At 51.6% G+C, this 19,713-nt stretch carries 21 protein-coding genes; 7 read left to right on the top strand and 14 right to left on the bottom strand.

Translation table 11 applies throughout. The features are described 5' to 3' along the window. Positions 1–177: 177 nt before the first annotated feature. From GU926_RS05660 to GU926_RS05635, 6 genes are all read left to right on the top strand, one after another. The gene (locus GU926_RS05660) at positions 178–744 is read left to right on the top strand and encodes an RNA polymerase sigma factor (RefSeq protein ID WP_160689852.1); all 567 of its coding nucleotides are present in this window, start codon (positions 178–180) and stop codon (positions 742–744) included. Further along, a complete protein-coding gene (locus GU926_RS05655) occupies positions 722–2,116 on the top strand; it encodes a porin family protein (RefSeq protein ID WP_160689850.1) in 1,395 nt (464 codons plus the stop codon). Before GU926_RS05660 ends, GU926_RS05655 begins: the two co-directional genes overlap by 23 nt. Positions 2,117–2,292: 176 nt before the next feature. Continuing rightward, positions 2,293–2,850: a CHRD domain-containing protein gene (locus GU926_RS05650; RefSeq protein ID WP_160689848.1), complete on the top strand. Its 558-nt coding sequence runs from the start codon at positions 2,293–2,295 to the stop codon at positions 2,848–2,850. 79 nt (positions 2,851–2,929) lie between these two features. Beyond that, a complete protein-coding gene (locus GU926_RS05645; protein ID WP_160689846.1) occupies positions 2,930–3,337 on the top strand; it encodes a cytochrome c in 408 nt (135 codons plus the stop codon). A gap of 16 nt (positions 3,338–3,353) precedes the next feature. Continuing rightward, entirely contained in the window at positions 3,354–3,938 is a 585-nt protein-coding gene (locus GU926_RS05640) for a YceI family protein (protein ID WP_160689844.1), read from the top strand. Then, positions 3,935–4,813 carry a DUF5777 family beta-barrel protein gene (locus GU926_RS05635; RefSeq protein WP_198001467.1) on the top strand — a complete coding sequence of 293 codons (879 nt, stop codon included), beginning with the start codon at positions 3,935–3,937 and terminating at the stop codon, positions 4,811–4,813. The genes GU926_RS05640 and GU926_RS05635 overlap by 4 nt, the downstream gene beginning before the upstream one ends. A gap of 166 nt (positions 4,814–4,979) precedes the next feature. Here the strand turns inward: GU926_RS05635 and GU926_RS05630 are convergent, their stop codons facing one another. Continuing rightward, the gene (locus GU926_RS05630) at positions 4,980–6,218 is read right to left on the bottom strand and encodes a PQQ-dependent sugar dehydrogenase (RefSeq protein WP_160689842.1); all 1,239 of its coding nucleotides are present in this window, start codon (positions 6,216–6,218) and stop codon (positions 4,980–4,982) included. Positions 6,219–6,565: 347 nt separating this feature from the next. Here GU926_RS05630 and GU926_RS05625 point away from each other — a divergent pair, with 347 nt between their 5' ends. After that, positions 6,566–7,252, top strand: coding sequence for an outer membrane beta-barrel protein (locus tag GU926_RS05625; protein WP_160689840.1), 687 nt, complete (start codon positions 6,566–6,568; stop codon positions 7,250–7,252). 241 nt (positions 7,253–7,493) lie between these two features. On the opposite strand, the gene GU926_RS05620 is transcribed toward GU926_RS05625, so the two are convergent. The 13 genes from GU926_RS05620 to GU926_RS05560 all read right to left on the bottom strand — a co-directional run bounded on the left by GU926_RS05620 (position 7,494) and on the right by GU926_RS05560 (position 19,448). Then, complete coding sequence (locus GU926_RS05620) at positions 7,494–9,155, bottom strand: bifunctional metallophosphatase/5'-nucleotidase (RefSeq protein ID WP_160689838.1); 1,662 nt, start codon at positions 9,153–9,155, stop codon at positions 7,494–7,496. 143 nt (positions 9,156–9,298) lie between these two features. Continuing rightward, on the bottom strand, positions 9,299–9,919 hold the full coding sequence (locus tag GU926_RS05615; RefSeq protein WP_160689836.1) for a TlpA family protein disulfide reductase: 621 nt from the start codon (positions 9,917–9,919) through the stop codon (positions 9,299–9,301). Positions 9,920–9,964: 45 nt separating this feature from the next. Then, positions 9,965–10,840: a DoxX family membrane protein gene (locus GU926_RS05610; protein WP_160689834.1), complete on the bottom strand. Its 876-nt coding sequence runs from the start codon at positions 10,838–10,840 to the stop codon at positions 9,965–9,967. Between the two features lie 133 nt (positions 10,841–10,973). Next, complete coding sequence (locus tag GU926_RS05605) at positions 10,974–11,345, bottom strand: hypothetical protein (protein WP_160689832.1); 372 nt, start codon at positions 11,343–11,345, stop codon at positions 10,974–10,976. A gap of 54 nt (positions 11,346–11,399) precedes the next feature. After that, positions 11,400–12,653, bottom strand: a complete 1,254-nt coding sequence (locus GU926_RS05600) for an MFS transporter (RefSeq protein WP_160689830.1) — start codon at positions 12,651–12,653, stop codon at positions 11,400–11,402. An 85-nt stretch (positions 12,654–12,738) separates the two neighbouring features. Next, positions 12,739–13,152, bottom strand: coding sequence for a YeeE/YedE family protein (locus tag GU926_RS05595; RefSeq protein WP_160689828.1), 414 nt, complete (start codon positions 13,150–13,152; stop codon positions 12,739–12,741). A gap of 36 nt (positions 13,153–13,188) precedes the next feature. Further along, positions 13,189–13,746: a YeeE/YedE family protein gene (locus GU926_RS05590; protein WP_198001466.1), complete on the bottom strand. Its 558-nt coding sequence runs from the start codon at positions 13,744–13,746 to the stop codon at positions 13,189–13,191. Between the two features lie 53 nt (positions 13,747–13,799). Further along, the gene (locus tag GU926_RS05585; protein ID WP_160689826.1) at positions 13,800–14,126 is read right to left on the bottom strand and encodes a rhodanese-like domain-containing protein; all 327 of its coding nucleotides are present in this window, start codon (positions 14,124–14,126) and stop codon (positions 13,800–13,802) included. Positions 14,127–14,405: 279 nt separating this feature from the next. Next, the gene (locus tag GU926_RS05580) at positions 14,406–15,818 is read right to left on the bottom strand and encodes an MBL fold metallo-hydrolase (RefSeq protein ID WP_160689824.1); all 1,413 of its coding nucleotides are present in this window, start codon (positions 15,816–15,818) and stop codon (positions 14,406–14,408) included. A 102-nt stretch (positions 15,819–15,920) separates the two neighbouring features. Next, positions 15,921–16,712: a sulfite exporter TauE/SafE family protein gene (locus tag GU926_RS05575; protein WP_160689822.1), complete on the bottom strand. Its 792-nt coding sequence runs from the start codon at positions 16,710–16,712 to the stop codon at positions 15,921–15,923. A 77-nt stretch (positions 16,713–16,789) separates the two neighbouring features. Further along, on the bottom strand, positions 16,790–17,437 hold the full coding sequence (locus tag GU926_RS05570; RefSeq protein WP_160689820.1) for a Crp/Fnr family transcriptional regulator: 648 nt from the start codon (positions 17,435–17,437) through the stop codon (positions 16,790–16,792). 378 nt (positions 17,438–17,815) lie between these two features. Next, entirely contained in the window at positions 17,816–18,268 is a 453-nt protein-coding gene (locus tag GU926_RS05565; protein WP_160689818.1) for a DUF1569 domain-containing protein, read from the bottom strand. Between the two features lie 193 nt (positions 18,269–18,461). Next, positions 18,462–19,448, bottom strand: coding sequence for a toxin-antitoxin system YwqK family antitoxin (locus GU926_RS05560; RefSeq protein ID WP_160689816.1), 987 nt, complete (start codon positions 19,446–19,448; stop codon positions 18,462–18,464). Between the last annotated feature and the right edge of the window lie 265 nt (positions 19,449–19,713).

Raw genomic sequence — 19,713 nt, 5'->3', positions numbered from 1 at the left:
TAAAAATGATATCTTTCTACCCAGAACCATCACGCATTCCCCCAATGTCCACTGGGCTGTACACCAGGCCAGGTTGCTGATAGATTCCCGTCCCTGCATTTTTCAGGTAAATTTTTTTTTAAGCCGTGGCAACCCTTTTGTAAATCCTTCCGTGATGGGAGCGCTAAATCTGAAACAGTGAGCGAAACGGTAAGCAAGGAGATAGAAGCAGTACTTCAAGGGTGCCTGGCACAAAACCGAGAAGCACAGAGAGAGCTTTACAAGCTCTTCTATGGCTATGCCATGAGCATTTGCGTGCGCTACTCCAAAGATGCAGAAGAGGCGAAAGAGGTGTTGAATGATGGGTTTATGAAAGTGTTTACCAGGTTAAAGCAGTATGATCCGGCCAAGCCTTTTAAAGGATGGTTGAGGAGGATCATGATCAACACGGCCCTGGACAACTACCGCCACAACCTCAAGCATTACCACTCCATGGACCTGGAGTCCGCGGCCCCCACCGCCGATGCCTATGACGTCCTGCAGCAGATCAACTATGAGTACCTCATTGGCCTGGTGCAGCAACTGTCGCCGGCCTATAGAACGGTGTTCAACATGTACGTGATTGACGGTTACACCCATGAGGAAATAGCTGAGATTCTGGGAATTTCTGCGGGAGCGTCCAAATCCAATCTGTTCAAGGCAAGGGCCAATTTACGGGAGATGTTAAAAAAAAACAGGGTAGATGAGTACAAACAATATGTCTGACGAAGAACTAGATCAGCTGTTCCGGGAGTCGGCAGAAGGGTATGAACCTCCCTTTAACCCGGCCGCCTGGGCAGACATGGACCAACGGCTAGATACGCTCCAGGGGGGCAAGGGAAGAGGTGCGTGGTATTATTCGGCACTCATCTTGCTGCTCTTTCTGGGTCTGCTCAGCGTGCCCACACTCTTTACCAGCCATCAGGAAAAGTCTGCTGCATTGGTACAGAGCCAGTCAGAGAATGAGGCTACCGCGCCAGAAAAAGCAACTTCGGTTGCCAGCCGCACCCGGCCAGAGGCTACAACCATGACTAGCCTGTCAACTAAAAAAGCCCAGGTCTCCATGGATAAGGCAGCAATACCTGAGAATACCCAGCAGAAGGAACGTTTTTCGCCTGAAACCCAGAAAACTGCCCAAAAACGGGTTGCCCAGCAAAGAAGAGTTTTAGGAATTGTGACTTTGCTGCCCGGTAAAAAAAGAACCGTTCCATACAAGTTAGCCATCAACAGGAAAGAAAGTAACGCTGGCGCAGAAAAGGCCCCACAAGGATTGGAGGAAGAAAGCCTAAAGCAGCAAGAAACCCTTATAACCGAGCAGGAAGCTATTTCCACTAAAGAAAAAAAACTACTGGAAGCGCTGACAGTCTTGGTAGTTGATTCTGCAGACTTGCCCAAAAACCTGAAAGAAACGCCTGTAGAGTTGGTGCCGTCCCAAGACAGTCTGCCACAGAAACAAGCCCCAGTGACACAGGAAAGTAATTTTCTGCGATTTGTGCAGGTAGGTGTAGCAATAGCCCCAGATATTACCACGGTCAAATTCAAAGGCGCGGGCCGGATCTCTCCCAACGCCGGCATGCTGGTGGCCGTTCCGATCAGCAAGAGGTGGAGCCTGGTGACTGGTGCCATCTGGGCCCGCAAGATTTACTCCGCTCCGCCTGAGGAATACACTGCGCCCGCTGGTTCTGCCATCAGTAATTATAAAAATGACATTGACGCCGTCTGCCAGGTCATTGACTTGCCTTTGAATTTGAAATACACGCTCTGGCAGAAAGGAGGCAATACGCTAGCACTGCAGGCCGGACTATCCAGCTACCTCATGCTAAGCGAGAAGTATACATATAGTTACACCGCTGCGTATGGCTATGGCAATCCGGCCAAAACCTACACCAAAACCTGGGAAGTGGACAATGAGAACCGGCATTGGTTCCAGGTCCAGAATCTTTCCGTGAGCTACGCGCGCACGTTTGCCTCCGGCCTTTCTCTGGGGGTGGAGCCGTTCGTGAAAATACCGCTGTCTGGCATAGGCGAAGGAAAGGTTAACCTGACCAGTGCCGGGGTCTTTTTCTCTACCAGTTATACGTTTCACCTAAAACCCTAAACAACTTTCAACTCACTGTTTCATCTTCCAAAAAATGGGAGACTGGCTCCTTGTTGCCCAAATTTCAGGACGATTAATTGCTTAAAAGGAAAAAACGAAGGCTATAAATATTTGATGTATAGCTACTTGTGATAAGGATGTATTCAATTCAATCTCAAAAAGTAAAAAGTATCACTATGAAAACCTCAAAATATATTTTCCACTTGGTATTCAGTCTACTGGTAGTAGGCGCCTTCACCATGAACAGCTGCAGTGATGATGATGATGATGATGGTATGACAAAGGAGAACAAGGTAGAGATGCAGATGGCCACTTTGACCGGGGCACAGGAAGTTCCCGCAAATGCCTCTGGAGGTACTGGTACCATCACGGGCTCTTACAACAAAGACACCAACGTACTGTCCTACACCCTCACCTTTTCTGGCTTGTCTTCCGCCACCACCATGGCGCACTTTCACAAGGGAGCCGTGGGCGTGTCTGGCCCGCCGGTGGTCAACATACGTGAAACCACCTTCAGTAGCCCAGTAACGGCAGAGGCAGTTCTCACCGACGCCCAGGAGGCAGATTTGATGGCGGGCCTATGGTATGTGAACGTGCACACCACCAATTACCCGGCCGGAGAAATACGCGCCCAGATTGCCATGCAAGGGGCCACTGGTTCTACTACAGGAAATGCAGGTACCACCACCGGCTCTACCACGGGCAGCACTACAGGCGGCACCACCGGCTATTAATCTCAACTGATGAAAGGGGGAGGCTCCAGGACTCCCCCTTTTTCAAAACGCTTTTTTGTTCCACTAATCCTTCTCCACTATGAAGTATTTTACCCCATCACGTACCGTTTTTGTATTACTGGCGCTTGCGGCCAGCATGGTTTCTGCCTGTTCCAGTGACTCAGCTGATGATCCAGACCCACAACCAACCCCCACGCCCAATCCGCAGGACCAGCAATGCGTGACCACCGGCGTTACCTACACCAACACCGTGGTGAGCATTTTGAGCACTAACTGTTACAGCTGTCATAGCACGGCCATTGCCACCGACGGCGTGGTGCTGGATACGTACGCCGGCGTAAAGGCCCAGGCCAGTACGGGCAAGCTCATGGGCGTGATTACACACTCTCCGGGGTTTCCAGCCATGCCCAGCGGGGGCGCTAAGCTTTCTGACTGTAACATTGCCAAGATTAAGAAATGGGTAGATGACGGTGCCCCTAACAACTAAGACTATGACCAGGGTGATGAAAAAGAGGGGAAGGATGTTGCTGCTGGCGGGAGCTTTAGCACTGCTAGGCCCCCCCGGGGTGCAGGCACAGGGCAAGTACATGACCAGGACCGGGTACATTTCCTTCTTCTCCAAGGCCCCCCTGGAAGACATTGAAGCCCATAACCGTCAAGTGGTTTCTATACTGGACACCAAGACCGGAGAATTGGTTTTCTCAGTGCCCATGAAGGCGTTCCAGTTCAAGAAGGCGCTCATGCAGGAGCACTTCAATGAGAATTACGTGGAGTCAGACAAGTACCCCAAGGCTACCTTTAAAGGCAAAATCCTCAATCTGCAGGAAATCGACTTCGGGCAGGACCGGCTCTATAACCTGCAGTTGGAGGGCGTTCTGACCATTCACGGGGTAGAGAGGCTCCTGAAGACCAATGCCACGCTAGACGTGAAAGGAAGGCAGTTGCAGGGCAGGGCCAACTTCTCTGTTACGCCCCAGGAATTCAACATTGAGATACCCGCCCTGGTGAGAGAGCACATAGCCAAACGCATTGACATAAGCGTGCAGATGCTGTATGCTCCGTTCCAGGAAAAACCTCTACGGCCATGATAAAACGTGTTGCATTTTTTTGCTTTTTCTGCCTAGTGATGGTGACCAAAAGCCAGGCCCAGGACGATTTGCTAAAGCTAGCGGAAACCCAGGACAGCGCCCGGACAGGCCATACCACGGGCACCTTCAAAGCCACGCGCCTGCTAAACGGGCACACCGTGCAAACCAACGGAGCCGGCGCTCTGCTATTTTTAATCTCCCATAGATTTGGGACTCTTAACAGCGGCGCCTATGAGTTCTGGGGGCTGGACCAGGCCACTATTCGGTTGGGTTTGGAATACGGTCTCACAGATCAGCTGACCGTGGGCGTGGGCAGAAGCTCCCTGGAAAAAACCTATGACGGGTTCCTGAAATACAAACTACTTCAGCAGCAGGAAGCAGGCATGCCCATTACCCTCACGCTTTTCACCAGCACCGCCATTAAAACCTTGGAGTGGTTTGAGCCCAACGTAGAAGAACAGTTCAAGTACCGGCTCACCTACACGTTTCAGGCTTTGGTAGCCCGCAAGCTCACAGATAGGGTCTCTTTGCAGGTGGCCCCAACCCTGGTGCACAGAAACCTGGTGCCTCTTTCTACGGATGAGAACAACGTGTATGCCGTGGGCGCGGGCGGAAGGTTTAAACTGACCAAACGCACTACCTTCAACGCAGAATACTTTTATCTATTACCGGGTGCTACCGCAGACCAGTTCAGGAACAGCCTTTCGTTGGGGGTAGACATTGAAACCGGCGGACACGTCTTCCAACTCATGGCCACCAACTCCCAGGGAATGATAGAGCAATTCTTCATCCCCAGTAATGCGGGCAGCTGGAGCAAAGGCGATATTTATTTCGGGTTCAACATCTCACGGGTGTTCCAACTGAAGGAAAAGTAAAACTTATGTGAATGTAGTGGACAAAGCAGGTACGGCACAGGAATATAGAAGCTGTACCTGCCTTTGTCCTACTGTAGCAACAGTAGTAACACAGCACCCCGTTTTTGGCTTGTTTTCTGGAAAACAAGCCAAAAACGGGGTGCTGTGTGATAAAATGGAAACTGCGTTATTTCTTGGGAGAGATTTTCCAGAGTTCGCCGTTGCTTTGGTCAGTGACTACGTACAGAGCGCCGTCCGGGCCTTGTTTCACGTCACGTATGCGCTGGCCTCGGTCTGTAAGAAGATGCTCCTCGCCGGTTACTTTGCCGTTCTCTATCTTCAGCCGAACCAGGCGCTTGTCTTTGAGTCCGCCTATAAACAGGTTGCCTTGCCACTCTGGGAAAGCGCTTCCGGTATAGAACTGCGCGCCAGACGGCGCAATCACGGGGTCCCAGTAATACACCGGCGACTCATATCCTTCTTTGGCCGTTACGGCATTGGGCACTGGCTGCCCAGAATATTCTTCCCCGAAGGTCACCAGCGGCCAGCCGTAGTTCTTGCCTTTTTCAATCAGGTTCAGCTCATCGCCGCCCTGTGGTCCCATCTCCACAGACCATAGTCTGCCCTGGGTGTCAAAGGCCGAGGATTGTACGTTGCGGTGGCCTACAGTCCAGATTTCGGGTAAGGCGCCGGCCTGGCCTATGAATGGATTGCCCGGAGCCGGAGCGCCGTCATTGGTGATGCGCAGAATCTTGCCCAGGTGGCTGTCCATGTGCTGGGCTTGGGGCCGGGTTTTTAAATCTGAGCGTTCGCCCATGGTCACGTACAGCATGCCGTCCTGCCCAAACGCCAGCCTACTACCGAAGTGCATGGTGTTGTTATAGGTAGGCTTGGTGCTCAGAATCACCTTCACCTGGCTCAGGCTTTTGTTGTCTTGTGACAATACGCCGCGGGCTACGGCAGTTCCGTTGCCGCCGGGACGCGGCTCAGAGAAGCTCCAGTAAATGGTTCTGTCTGTGGCAAACGTAGGACTAAGCGCCACATCTAACAGACCAGCCTGTCCGCCAGCGACTACCTCAGGCAGTCCGGTCAAAGGATCGCCCATGGCACCCATTGCTGAGATGACGCGCATTCTGCCGGGTTTTTCTGTTACCAGCAAATTGCCGTCTGGCATAGGTTCTACGGCCCAAGGTTTGTCCAGTCCTTTGGCCATTACATCTACTTGATAGGCAGAGGTAGACGTAATGCCACAGGCCCGGGTTTGGCCGGCAAAGGTTGGTTTCTGCTCTGGTACGTTGGGTTGGCGTGTTTCCAGGGGCTTACATTCATTTGCTACCGGGTCATTGGTCATGGTTTTCTGGCTACAGGCGGTGTTCATGGCCACCGCCAGCAGGCTAGAAATAATAAGTTGTTTTGAGTTTTTCATAGGTAGGTCTTGTTTATTGCCAGCTGTCCTGTATAGGTGGTTGTACTGAGTGAAACAATATTTAGTTAACAGACACAGAAAAGGTTTGTTCAGGGAGCCGGTAAAAGATGGATAAAGCAAACACAGCTTGAAGTTTTTAGACAATCATTAAAGACCTACTAACATGCCGATGATGTCTTTATTACGATTTGTAAATTTTTAATATTTAATATAATAAGAATAGAATATAGTCAGTTACTATGTTATTCAAACCCTTCTATATAACAATTAATAATACTTGCATTTAATCCTGTTCATTTCATCAGTTCACCCATTCCATAGAATCACCTATAACCAAATTATATACCATGAGAAATTCTATTTGCGCAACCCTTATCTGTTTATTATTCGCAAGCGCGGCTTCGGCGCAGACTTTAGATTCCTTGAAAACATCCCCTCCAGAAAGCAAATGGTATGTAGGGGTAGGATTAAGTAACATTAACTATTTCGTAGCATTTAAAAGCAGATCTTCTTCTGGCATAACGTATCAAGGGGGAAATTTGCGGCCATGGACTACTCCTCATTTAGGCTATAGGCTTAGTGACCGACTAAATATAGAAGTGGGAGTTGGGTATAGGAGAAGTGTTGTTACTAGTGCAGGAATATACAGGAAAGAGGAGGACGGCCCTTCATTTACTGATGAAATTAGAAATGATATAAGAGGTTGGGTGATTCCAGTGACGCTACAGTATACGCCATTTAATCCCGGGAAAAGATTCCAGTTATATGGGACCGCCAAGTTAGTGACGGTGTTTGGGTCTGTTCACAACGAATATTCAACCTCAGGTGAAGGGGCTAAGACTATAAACAGTGAGGCAAACGCTTCAGGGGTAAATACCTATTTTGTAGGAGGGCTTTTGTTGAAATACCGGATTAATAAACGAATTGATGGCTATATTGAAGGTAACCTAATTCAGAAAAACCTTTCCGTTGGCGACCAGTCTCCCTTTTTCCATCAACCCACGCTGGGGATAGGGTTGAATGTGAAACTTTAGGTTTTGAATAACTTTCAAAGTTATAAAGCAAGATGCCTTCGTTCATTAGGTGACACCTATAATATTTAAAATTAAGGAGTAAAGAAAAGGGAGGCAACGCAGGTGCCTCCCTTTTCTTTACTCCTTAAAAGTGGAACTTTCACAGATTCCTATTTTGCGTTTTTGGTCTGTTTTAAAGAAAACAGGCCAAAAACGAATGAGGCGCTAATGCAAAAAAGATAGTAATGGTTTTCTCGTGCTTTTACCTGAACTCATAGTCAACGTTTGGCAATTGGGACAGCACGGGGGAGGGCAAATCCAGGGCTTGGGCTCGGCCATCTACCTTTGGAGCCACGGTACCCTGCTTTTTTAAGTAATCCTCCAACACATCATGCACCGTGTACTTCATCACTTGAGGATCTTGGGCGTTTGGCAGGCGGCAGAGCATGTGATCTGGCTCGCCGGTTCGCCGGCAGGCGGCTAGAGTATAAAGTTTGGCTGGGTCTAACGGCTGGCCGCCCACGATTATGCTCTGTACCCGCTGGCCTTTGGGAGCGTTGGCGTTAAAGGTCATTTTCATGCCAGAAAAGCGCAAGACCCAGCCGCCAAACCGCTCCAATGGCTTCTCTGCGAAGACGTTGTGCAACTCCTGCTCCATCCAATCCTGTATCTGCTTACCCGTTGCCTTGGCGGTTTTTACGTTCTCATTCACAGGGAGCATGTTCCAAAGGTCGCTGTAGGTGATGGGGGCTGTTCCTGAGGCGCCGGGCACAATGGGTGTACTGAACCTAAAGCCGTTGGAGATGGCAATGTCCGCGCCGGTTCTTTCGCGTAGAGCGTCCGTAATCATGTTGTCCATGGGGTTCTCCACCACCAGATAGCGGTAAGGGGGCGTAGACGTGTAACCCAGCACCCGGTCCATCTTTTGCTTGTAGGGAGCCATCTGGGCATCCACTACTTTTTGGACGGCTGGGTCGGCGGGAAATTTGGCAGGGTCAACGTCAATGAGTTCATAGCGCTGGCTTACAATCTTGCCATTCTTCACGTCCAAGTCCAATCTGCCCACAAAGGACGCGAAGGCTCCCGGTTCCACCACCTGCGCGTACTTTCTTTTCAGAGGCTGTCTTATGCGCTCATGGGTGTCATTGCCCAGAATAAAGTCCACACCCTTTATCTCTTCCTGATCTGCCAGGTATATCTGCTTAGAGATGCCCAAGTGCGTTACCAGAAACAGAATGTCTACTTCCTGTACCTCCTTCAATTCCTTAATAAGCGGCTGAAGATTTTCTTCCAGTTGTTTGAAAAGTAATCCTTTACTGAAACCCGGGTTCTGGCGGATGGGCACTTCGGGGTCATTGTAAGAGATAAAGCCCAACTTCACGCCCTTCACTTCTTTGATGATGTAAGGCGGGTACAGTATGTTAGAAGAGGCTTCGTCATAAATATTGGCGCAGACTACAGGCTTGTTGTAGGATTTGAGCACCGCCTGCATTTTCTGGCTCCCGAAGATGACTTCCCAGTTTCCCGGAATCAAAAAGTCATAGGACATGGCGCTGATGACCGGCCCGAAGACTTTTCCTTCAGACAAAGCCGCCACGGCACTTCCCTGAATCAGGTCGCCGCCGTCAACAATCACAGTGCCGTTTGGGTTTTCTGTTTTTACTTGGTTGAAAATGGTCTGGATGTGGGCCACGCCGCCGCGCTCCTTAAAGACAAACTCGCCGTTTTCTATAAAGAACTCCTGGTGCGGTAGCAACTGGCCATGGATGTCAGCGGTCTGCAAGATGGTAATGGTTTCTACGCCATTATGGGCAGGTGTTGTGGCAGCGCTTTTTTGAGGCTGCGTCTGGCAAGAATAGATCACGCCCATTGTCGCCAATAAAAAGAGGCTGGTGATATAGTTTCTTATTTTGAGATGAATCATAGGTAAGGTTTAAAGAGCCTAAATAAGGAGATAGGATAGGCAAACCGGCAGAAGAGAGGAAGAAGCTATGCGCTACAAGTAAGGCATACCTTTCCCACCCTTGCCCGTTGACAAAGCCAGATTTTCTAAAAATGGAGGGTAGGTTATTTGGCCAGCTTCTGTAAAAAGTCAATCACCTCGGGCGTGTCATACTCAGCCATGCCGCTCTGCTGGGCCACAATCTGCCCGGCCGGTGAAATGATGTAGGTAGAAGGAATGGCAGGGCTGTTGAACGCCTCTGGCAACCCGCTGGCCGGCATGTACACCGGGAACGTGAAGCCCTTTTTTTCAATGAACTTCTTGACCTTCTCCCGGCTTTTCTGGTCAACAGACAGCATCACAAACGCAATCTTGTCTGAGCCTACTTTTTCATACAGGCTTTGGATGTTGGGCATCTCCGCTATGCACGGCGGGCACCAGGTAGCCCAGACGTTCAGGAAAATGACCTTGCCTTTCAAAGACTCAAATGATACCAGCTTACCGTCTAAATCTGTCATCTGGAAGCCGGCACCCACCATTGGTTGAGAGGTGGCCGTCAACGTAGCCGGCGTGGCAGGTTCCGTTTGCGTGGGTACGTCGGCGTTCTTTAGGCCGGTGGCCAGGAGCAGGCGCTGAGCCCCGCCCAGGACTTCGGTGTGTAGGCCGGTAGCGTACAACAAACCGAAAATGGCCAAGGTATAGACCCAGCCGGGTATGCTTTTGAAGGAAAATTTATCTCTGTTCATATTTTTCGTTTTTAGGGAGTTTTCTAGAAAATAAGCCAAAAACGGCTATAGTTCTACCGTGGTATAACCCTGATTCTGCAGGTCAAACATATAGGTGAGGCCGTTGGGGATGACGGTGACGCCTTCTACCAGCGTGGCCGGGTCAATGTTGAACTGCTTCAGGGACATGCCGCAGACTTTGTACTGCACGCCCGCCGCTCTGCCTTTCTCAATCTCTGAGGCCAAATCGCTGCCCTCCACAAAAGCCTCTACAGACTTGGCGCAGGCCATTACCACAAAGGTACCTCGTTTATAAGAACTGCCCGGCGTCATGGTCTGGGCGGTGTGTACGGCGGCCTTTACGTGGTTGGGCTGACTGATGAGCACTGCGTAGTTTTTAGTTGCAGCTTTTGAGGATGCTTGTGTGGCAGATTCAACAGTAGCACAAGAAGAAAGAAATGGCAGTAGGGCGATGGCAAAAAAGGCTACCAGTTTACCTGTATTGAATAGGTTCATTTTATTGGGAAGTTTAGGTTGTAGGAACTGGTCCAGGCTGAAGTAGCGGGATCCGTTCACGAAAAAGAAAAACAGCATGCCCAGCAGCGCTATGTTCTTGAACAAAGGGCCGCTGCCCTGCGGGCTGTTCACCTGCACGGTAAGCGTGATGGGAATCAGAATCAGGGCCAGAGCCAGGGCCGTCCATCTGGTCATGAAACCCAAGAGCAGCAACACGCCGCCCAGCAGCAGACCAACGCCAGACAGTATGATAAGTGTCTCTGGCGAGGCCAGTCCCGCCGTGAGGTGCCCAAAAGGCGCCTTCTGCAGTTTGGCCACCGCGTCCTGGGTCTGGAACAGGTGGTTGAAGCCGGCCATGATAAAAATGAGACTACCCATCACCCGAAGTACCAGGTAGGATAGTTTTTGCAAAGGGGTATTTTCCATTGGGTTGGTTTCTTAAAATGAATTGACAAGGCAAGGACAAGCCAAGCCTACATTTCCTGTAAGGCAAATGCGCCGTACCCTCGCTGCCAGTCTTAAAAGTTTAGACAGGATGAGGTACCGCGAAAACATCAGATTAAGAAAACCGGGGTGGGTTGGGGTCTCGCTCCAAAGGCGGAGGAAGATATGCCACGGCTATTGCGCCTGCCTTCGCTTTCGCCTCTGGGAAGAAGTGGTGTGCCGGCATCTGCAAAAGAGCGGCGGCCAAGGCAAAGATATGCGTGCCGCAGTCAGTGACGGTCCCGGACTTGTTTTCTGGACCGGAGTGAGTTTGACGACGCAGACACTTCTTTTTGCAAATGCGCTTGGTAGAATATTTCTGGTGGGTACAAGCTTTTTTGAGCACAGACGTTTCTGGGCTCTCCCACCGGCTCACCGCCTGGGGCGGCTTGGGCAGGGTGAACAGCAGAAGCAACACGCTGATGCCTAAAAGCAGGTAACTCTTCATATATTCTTTCGCCTGTGAACGCGGTCTATTTCTATTAACTCGTTTTATTCTTTTTTATTGAGCCGAAGTGCAAACTTGGCTTGGCCACAGCGTTTTCTTAGTACAGCACATGCGCACTTCAGACAGAACGCCGGCCCCAACGGTTAATGCCGCCGTGCCCAGCAGCACTGCATCTAAGCCAAACAAATCACTGAACACGCCTGCCGCCACGGCTCCGGCCACGTAGCCGAAATCTCGCCAGAACCTAAAGATGCCCAGGCTCTGCGGCCTTTGCGAAGGATGCGTGTTCTCAGCCACCACACTCAGGAAATTAGGGTACACCAAGGCCGTGCCAGCACCCAGCAAAACCAAAGCCGTCACAAGTACCGGACTGCTGCCCGCCAGCAACAATAAGCCAATGGCCACGCCCTGCAAGACCATTCCCAGCGTGAGCAACTGCTTTTTACAGTACACATCGCCTAGCTTGCCCGTCACCAACTGCCCCAATCCCCAGACCACCGGATAGATACCCGCCAAAAGTCCAGTCTGTGCCAGCGAATAGCCTTTAGACGCCAGCAATACAGGTAAAAGTCCCCAGAGAATGCCGTCGTTGAGGTTGTTGACAAAGCCGTTCAAGGTCACCGAGCCCAAGTTGCCATGCCGCCAGGTGGTGTCTTGCCAGATGTTAGAGAGCAACGGAATCTTGGTTTGCGCGGCTTCGGTTCTGGCGTGCGATTTGGTGTCTTTCACCAGAAAGATGGTGAGCAGCAACCCTAGAATAGAAAACCCGATGCCCGGTAGAAATGCGTAGGTCACGTGGCCGGTTTCTGAGGCAATGTAGCCCGCCAGAAACGCCACCAGCCCCACGGCCAGATAGCCCGCAAACTCATTGATGCCCATGGCCAACCCGCGGTTCTTTTCACCTACCAGGTCAATTTTCATGACCACCGTAGAAGACCAGGCTAAACCCTGGTTGAGGCCCAACAGCACGTTGGCGAAGATGACCCAGCTCCAACTCTCGGCGTAGAATAAGAGCCACGGCACGGGCAAGGCAAATAACCAACCCAGCGTTAATAGCTGCTTGCGGGAGTATCGCTTAGCCAAATTGCCCATCATGAGGTTGGCAAACGACTTGGCCAGCCCAAACGCCACAATAAAGGACAGCAAGGCCGTATGCCCGCTCAGGTTAAAAACGGTTTCGGCAAACTCAGGAATCACGGATCGCTCCAGGCCCACCATGGCACCCACAAACCCGTTTACCAGTACCAGCAGCCAGAACTGCAGCGCGTTTTCTTTTAAGCCAAGTCTTGTTTCAGGGAGGGCATTCATAGAAAGTGAAACGTCATAGAACCATGGTCAAAGTAAACCGTTTTTGGCCTGTTTTCATGAAAACAGGCCAAAAACGGAAAAGAGATTAGTGAGGCAGTCGGTCTTTGAGGACGCCGTACAGGTAGGTGCCCACCACGCCGCCGAAGATGGCGATCAGGATGGGCCAGTACGCGTAGCCCAGGTTCACGAACAGCGGCCCTGGACAGGCACCCACCAGCGCCCAGCCCAACCCGAAGATGATGCCCCCGTACAGGTACCTGGGAACCGACTTCTCCTTGGGCGTGAACGTGATGGGATTGCCCTGGTAGTCGCGTAGTTGGTATTTTTTGATCAGGTACACGGCAATGACGCCTAGGATGACGGCCGTCCCGATGATGCCGTACATGTGGAACGACTGGAACCGGAACATCTCCTGGATGCGGTACCAGGAGATGGCCTCAGACTTGCTCATCACAATCCCGAAGAGGATCCCCGTCACTATAAATTTAAGTCCTTTCATAAGGCTATGTCTTTCTGTCTTTAAAGAGAGTATGGGTTAAAAAATAAGCGGGAACAGCAGGAACGTCATGATAAGGCCGCCAATAAAGAAGCCAATCACCGCTACCAAAGACGGCCACTGCAGGTTTGACAAGCCGCTGATGGCGTGCCCAGACGTACAGCCTCCTGCATACCGTGAGCCGAAGCCAATCAACAGACCGCCGCCCAATAGCAGTGCAATGGTCTTGAAACTGAGCAGCGACTCCATTCCGAACAACTCCTGAGGCTGCATGCCCTGCGGCGCAGAGAAACCCAACTGTTTTAGGTCCTGGATGGTGGCCTGGGAGATTTGCACGGTCTCACCAGTAGAGAGGAAGGTAGAGGAAATCCAACCGCCCAGAATGGCACCTACCAGAAACAGCAGGTTCCAGCGCTGGTTTTTCCAGTTATAGTTGAAGAACGGCACCTTCTTGCCGGCCCCGCAGGCCGCGCAGATCACCCGCAGGTTGGAGGAAAAGCCAAAAGACTTCCCGAAGAAGAGCATGATGACCATGATCAGGGCAATCACCGCCCCAGACACGTACCAAGGCCAGGGCTGACTGAGTATTTCTAACATATTGTAAGTCTTTCTAAAGAAGTGGGTTCGCTTCTGTGGTTACTATTTTTGAATTACCGGGGCCAGGCCCCCACGCCGCCCTTTAGGTTATAGGCCTTCAGGCCCAGGGCAGCTAATTGTTTGCAGGCAGTACCGCTGCGGTTGCCGCTTCGGCAGAAGACGAAGTATTCCTTGTCCTTGTCCAGTTGGGCAATGGCGGTTGCAAACCCAGAAGACATGACGTCCAGGTTCTTAGCGCCCGGAATGGTGCCAGAGGCAAACTCTCCAGAAGTGCGCACGTCCAACAGTTCGGTTTTACCGGCTTGCGTAAAGGCTGTTTTAAAAGCTTTGCCGTCTAAGTCTTGGTAGTTCTTAGGGGCTGATTTAAATAAGTTAAACATGGCTGTCTGTCTTTTTAAGTTAGTTTGGGCCAGCCACAAGGCCGGCCCTTTTTTGTTTTGTCTGTCTTGTTCGTTTTTAGCCTGTTTCCTTAAAATCAGCCCAAAAACGACGATATTTCTTTTTGTCTCAGATGCGTATCACCTGACTGTTTCAATTTATGGTACAAAGGTCGGGGTTCTGGGTCCCTGGTTCAGTGACTTATGTCACGCTGGCAAAATTGTTGGTAAGTAGTGCCAGCACCCAAGACAATGAATGAACGTGGGCGCTGGACTTTTTACTTACTTAAGGGTAGAAGGGCACACGAAGGCGGTTCTAGGCACGCTGGTGCCCGAGATGCCCTTGAAGCCTTCCTGCACGTTCACCAGGTTGTCATAACCCCGGGCTTTCAGGATGGAGGCCGCAATCATGGAGCGGTACCCGCCGGCGCAGTGCAGGTACACTTGCTGGTCCTTCGGGATTTCTGCCAGATAGTCATTCAGGTAATCCAGGGGGGCGTTGCTGGCGGTCTCCACGTGCTCAGACTGGTACTCGCTGGGCTTGCGCACATCCACTACTTTTAAGTTGCCGTCCCGCTTGTAGCGCTGTTCAAACTCCTGCGGCGAGATGGACGCGATGGCGTCTGTCTCCTTACCCGCGGCTTGCCAGGCATTGAAACCGCCCTGCAGATACCCGATGGTGTAGTCATAGCCTACGCGCGCCAGACGGGTCACTACCTCTTCCTCACGGCCCTCTTCCGTCACTAGCAGAATCTGCTGCTTGATGTCTGGGATCAAGGTGCCTACCCACGGTGCGAAGTTTCCGTCAATGCCGATGTTGACGGCGTTGGGGATGAAGCCCTTGGCGAAGTCCTCCGGCTTTCTGGTGTCCAGCACCAAAGCGCCGGTCTCGTTGGCGGCCGCCTCAAACGCCTCGGGGTTCAGGGCCTGCAGGCCTTTCTCCAGCACGTCGGCTATGTTGGCATAGCCCTGCTTGTTCATTTGCACGTTGAGCGGGAAGTAGCTGGGCGGAGGGGTAAGGCCGTTTGTCACTTCCTTCACGAATTCCTCGCGGGTCATGTCTGCGCGCAGTGCGTAGTTGGTTTCCTTCTGGTGGCCCAGGGTGTCAAAGGTCTCCTTGCTCATATTCTTTCCGCAGGCAGAGCCCGCGCCGTGCGCGGGGTACACCAGCACGTCATCCGCCAAGGGCATGATCTTGTTTCTAAGCGAATCAAACAAGTGGCCGGCCAGTTGCTCCTGGGTTAACTCAGACTTGGCGGCCAGGTCTGGACGGCCCACGTCTCCAATGAACAGGGTGTCCCCGGAGAAGAGCGCGTAGTCTTTGCCGTTTTCGTCTTTCAGGAGATAGGTGGTAGATTCCATGGTGTGGCCGGGGGTGTGCAGCACTTGGATGGTCACATCGCCTACCTTCAACTCTTCGCCGTCTTGGGCAATGTAGGCCTCATAGCTGGTCTCGGCGTTGGGCCCAAAAACGATTTGCGCGCCCGAGGCCTTGGCCAGATCCACGTGGCCGCTCACGAAGTCGGCGTGGAAGTGGGTCTCCAGGACGTATTTGATCTTGGCGCGGCGGCTTTCGGCCTTGTCCAGGTAGGGCTGGGTTTCGCGGAGCGGGTCAATGATCACGGCCTCGCCGTTGCTTTCTACATAGTAGGCGCCTTGCGCCAGACAGCCGGTATATATTTGTTCTACTAACATGGTGTTTTGTTTTTGGTGGTTGAAATTTATAGTACAAAGGTACAGGCCAGGAAAGGTCTGGTCAGTGACTTAGGTTACACAGGGCCAGGTTCTTGAGATAAATTAAAAGAAGAGCTCTTTGGCGATGATGTACACGCCCATCGCTAGAATGAACCAGCCGAAGCCTTTCTTGAGACGTTCGCCGTCGATTCGGGTGGACAGGGCCGTGCCTATGAAAATGCCGGCGATGGAAAGGGAGGAGAAGGCCAGCAGGAAGACCCAGTCAATATGGGAATGCAGAACGTCGCCCAGGAAACCGAACAGAGAGTTGGCCGCGATGATGAACAGCGAGGTGCCCACCGCCAGCTTCATCTCCAGGCCCGTGAACAGCACCAGCGCCGGAATGATCAGGAACCCGCCCCCGGCGCCCACCAAACCAGAGATGAGGCCCACCAGCATGCCTTGCCCCATCACCGGCAGGTAGCGGATTTCTGCGGCGGTCTCCTTAGGGGATTTGGATTTCTTTTTATGAATCATGCTATAGGAGGCGGCCACCATTAAGACGGCAAAAAGAACCATGAGCATGATGTCTTTGGTGACCGTAAACGCGCCCACGGTGAAGAGCGTGTCTGGAATGGCCGGGATGACAAAGGCGCGCGTGAACAGCACGGTCAGCAGAGAGGGAATGCCAAACACCAGCGCGGTTTTAAAGCTCACCAGCTTCTTGCGGTACATCTTAAAACTCCCCACCAGGCTGGTGGACCCTACCACGAACAGGGAATAGGCGGTGGCCGTGACCGGCGTCAAGCCGATGAGGTAGACCAGAATAGGAACCGTCAGAATGGAGCCGCCGCTTCCCGTAAGTCCCAGGGAAATCCCGATTAACAATGCCGCCGCGTATCCTAGTATTTCCATTTCTTGGGGAGGTTGGTGAATGAACAATACAAAGGTAGAGCAGGAGCCAGGCGGGTACAGTGACTATTGTCACATACCTAGAATAGGTTCAGATTAATTATTTCAATGAAGTTGCGGTGCAGCACCACGGCCCCCGTCTGCTCCAGTTTTTTGAGGAGCCGGGAGATGACCTCGCGGGAGGTGTTGAGCTCCTCGGAGATCTGCTGGTGCGACAGGCGCACTTCCTTGCCCATCACCTTCTGATGGCGTTTGAGGTAGAAGACCAGACGCTCGTCCAGGCCCTTGAACACGATGCTGTCCAGGGTCTGGAGCAGTTCGTCAAAACGGGCACGGTAGGAGGCAATGATGAACGTATGCCAGCTGGGGTATTTGGCCAGCCACAACTCAGAGACGTGCGCCGGAATCATAAGCACCGCCGAGGGCGTGACGGCCTTGGCCATGACCTGGCTCTGCTCGTTGCGGGCGGTGCACATCATGGACAGGGCGCAGGCGCTGCCGCTCTCCAGGTAGTACATCAGGAACTCGTCGCCTTCCTCGTCTTCGCGGTAGACTTTCACCAGGCCATCTAGCACCAAAACATTAGACGTCAAAAACTGACCCGTGCGCAGGGCCTCGTCCTCGGGCTCCAGGTGCTTGATGACGCCCGCCTGTATCACTTCTTGCAGCAAAGCCGGTTCAAACTGCGGAAACTTCTGTTGAATGAGACTGATGGTGTCTTGGTTCATGGTCAAGAAAGTGGTTGGTCTAAAAGAGTACGTGCTTCTTTTACTTGCGGGCGTGTACCAGGGCGCAATCCTCATTGGATTGCCGCCGCAATTCTTCAACGCTTCCTGGCACGCTTGCATTGAGGGAAGGCTTGGGCAAAGGTGGCCTCTTCTAGGGACAAGGTAGGTGACAAATGTCACACAAGCGCCTCTGGCCTGCCGGCGACAAGGTTGTTTTTTAGAAATCCAAAAGAGACAACATGTACGTTTAGGGTGGTAGGTACTCTATTTTTGGAAAGAGTCTAAACGATTGCTTACTGCTTGTCCAGCGCGTCGTTTTTGGCCTATTTTCTGAAAAAGAGGCCAAAAACGACCGTCTGCCTACGCCTGGCGGGTACCTTACACCCCAAACTGGCGCAGGTGGTGGTCCAGGTGTTTAAAAAACATGTTGTTCCATTCCTGGCTGGTGAGCGGCCCGAACGAATGAGATTCTTTGCCCTGAAAATGCGCTTCGCCCAAGGCTTGCGTTTGCAAGACGTGCTGAACTAGCCTGGCTTTCTCTGCCTCAAAGTCTTTGGTTTCTTTGATGATAAACTGCGGGGCGGTGTGGCTGTTGTGTTTGTAGGGCTTCTCATTGACCACATAGTTTTTTACCAGCAGTTTCAAGAGAAACCGCATGAAGAGGTTGGGCCGAGGGTGCTTGTCTTCATAGACCATCTCATAGGTGACGTTGCAATGCGCCAGCATCTGCGCAACGGTCATGGTACCCCATTGCGGGGTAGATTCTGGCGTGAGCTGTTCTATGCGTTGGATGATTTCCTGTGAAATGGCGGGTTCAAAAATATTCTTCATAGGGTTGAGGTTGGGATGCAGTAGAAATGCCGTTGCTAGCGGTCCAATAAAGCGTTGGTAATGGAAATTTCGTTTTTGGCCTATTTTCTGGAAAACAGGCCAAAAACGGCTTTTAAGCACTTTGAGGAGACAAATAGTTAGATTGGTGCTGCTTGGTTGGCCATCAAAATTTCAAGCATTTTCTGGTGAGAAGCTAGAGGTTCTTTTCGCTTTTCTTCTTTCCGTTCTGGTAGACCGTCTCCTTGGTTTTAAGGCCTTCTGGATTGTACACCTGCCAGTTCTCATCACGCAGACCGTATTTGTAAAACCCGATGGTCTTGGGTTGGCCGTTCTCAAACCATTCTTGCCAGGTGCCGTGGAGCTTGCCCTGTAGGTAATGACTTTCCAGGCTCTTGGTGCCGTTGGGGTGCCACTCGGCATAGGGACCATCCAGCCCGTAGGCGCTGTAGAAAGACTTGATTCTGGGCTGGCCGTTCTCGTGCCATTCTTGCCATTCTCCGGTCTTGGTGCTTAGGTGGTAGAGGCCCTCGGCTTTCTTCTGGCCGTTGGCATAGTAGCTCACAGACTTGCCGGCCACGGTGCCGTTGAGGTCATAGGTTTCTTCTTTGGCGATCTGGCCGTTGGGGTGCCACTCTTGCCAGAGGCCCTGTTTATTGTCCTGAACATAGGTGCCGGCAAGTCTGAGCTGCCCGTTGGGGTGCCACTCCTGGTACTGGCCGTTGCGTTTCTTTTGCAGGATGAACTCTTTCTTCTGGGGTTTGCCATCCTCATACCATTCCTGCCACTGGCCTTCGCGGCCGCCGTTCAGGTAAAGGCCTTCCTTCATTTTTTGGCCGTTGGCGTAGTATTCCACCCATGGACCATCCACTACAATGGACCCGTTGAAGTCTACGCTGGGCTTGTATTTCTGCTGGTACCGTAACTGGCCGTTCTCATAGTATTCGGTGACGGTTCCGTTTCGGCGGCCTCTGTAAAAGGTCTCTGACCGCTTGAGCTGGCCGTTCTCATACCATTCCTTCCACTCGCGGTCTTTGTAGTGCTTGTCATCATAGTAACCTAGAACTTTGGGGTTGCCGTTGGGCCAGAAGGTTTCCTCTCTTCCCTGAGCAAGGGTTTTAAAGGAAAGAAACAACAACAGGCAGGGCAGGAGTAGCTTGGCGTTAGAAGAAAAGAAGTTCATATGGATGTGCGCTGCGCGGGACAGATGCCTGGGTCTGGTGACTGATGAAAAACAAAGGTAAATTTTAGCTTTTCTTGTAAGAAAACAAACTGAGTATCTAAAGATTAAATCAGATTGTCCTATTTTGCATTAGTAAAACTTAGAGCTTGTTTGATTTTGCCATTCGGGCGACAAAAATGGCTTGGCATGAACCCCGCGGAAGTGCTTTTCCAATCATGGCGCTGCTATGTTAGTCAACAAATACCTCGGCAAAGCTAGAATTTTC

Source organism: Nibribacter ruber, from assembly GCF_009913235.1.
GTDB lineage: Bacteria > Bacteroidota > Bacteroidia > Cytophagales > Hymenobacteraceae > Nibribacter > Nibribacter ruber.
The sequence above is the reverse complement of the archived record's forward strand: the minus strand, read 5'-3'. Positions and strand labels throughout refer to the sequence as shown.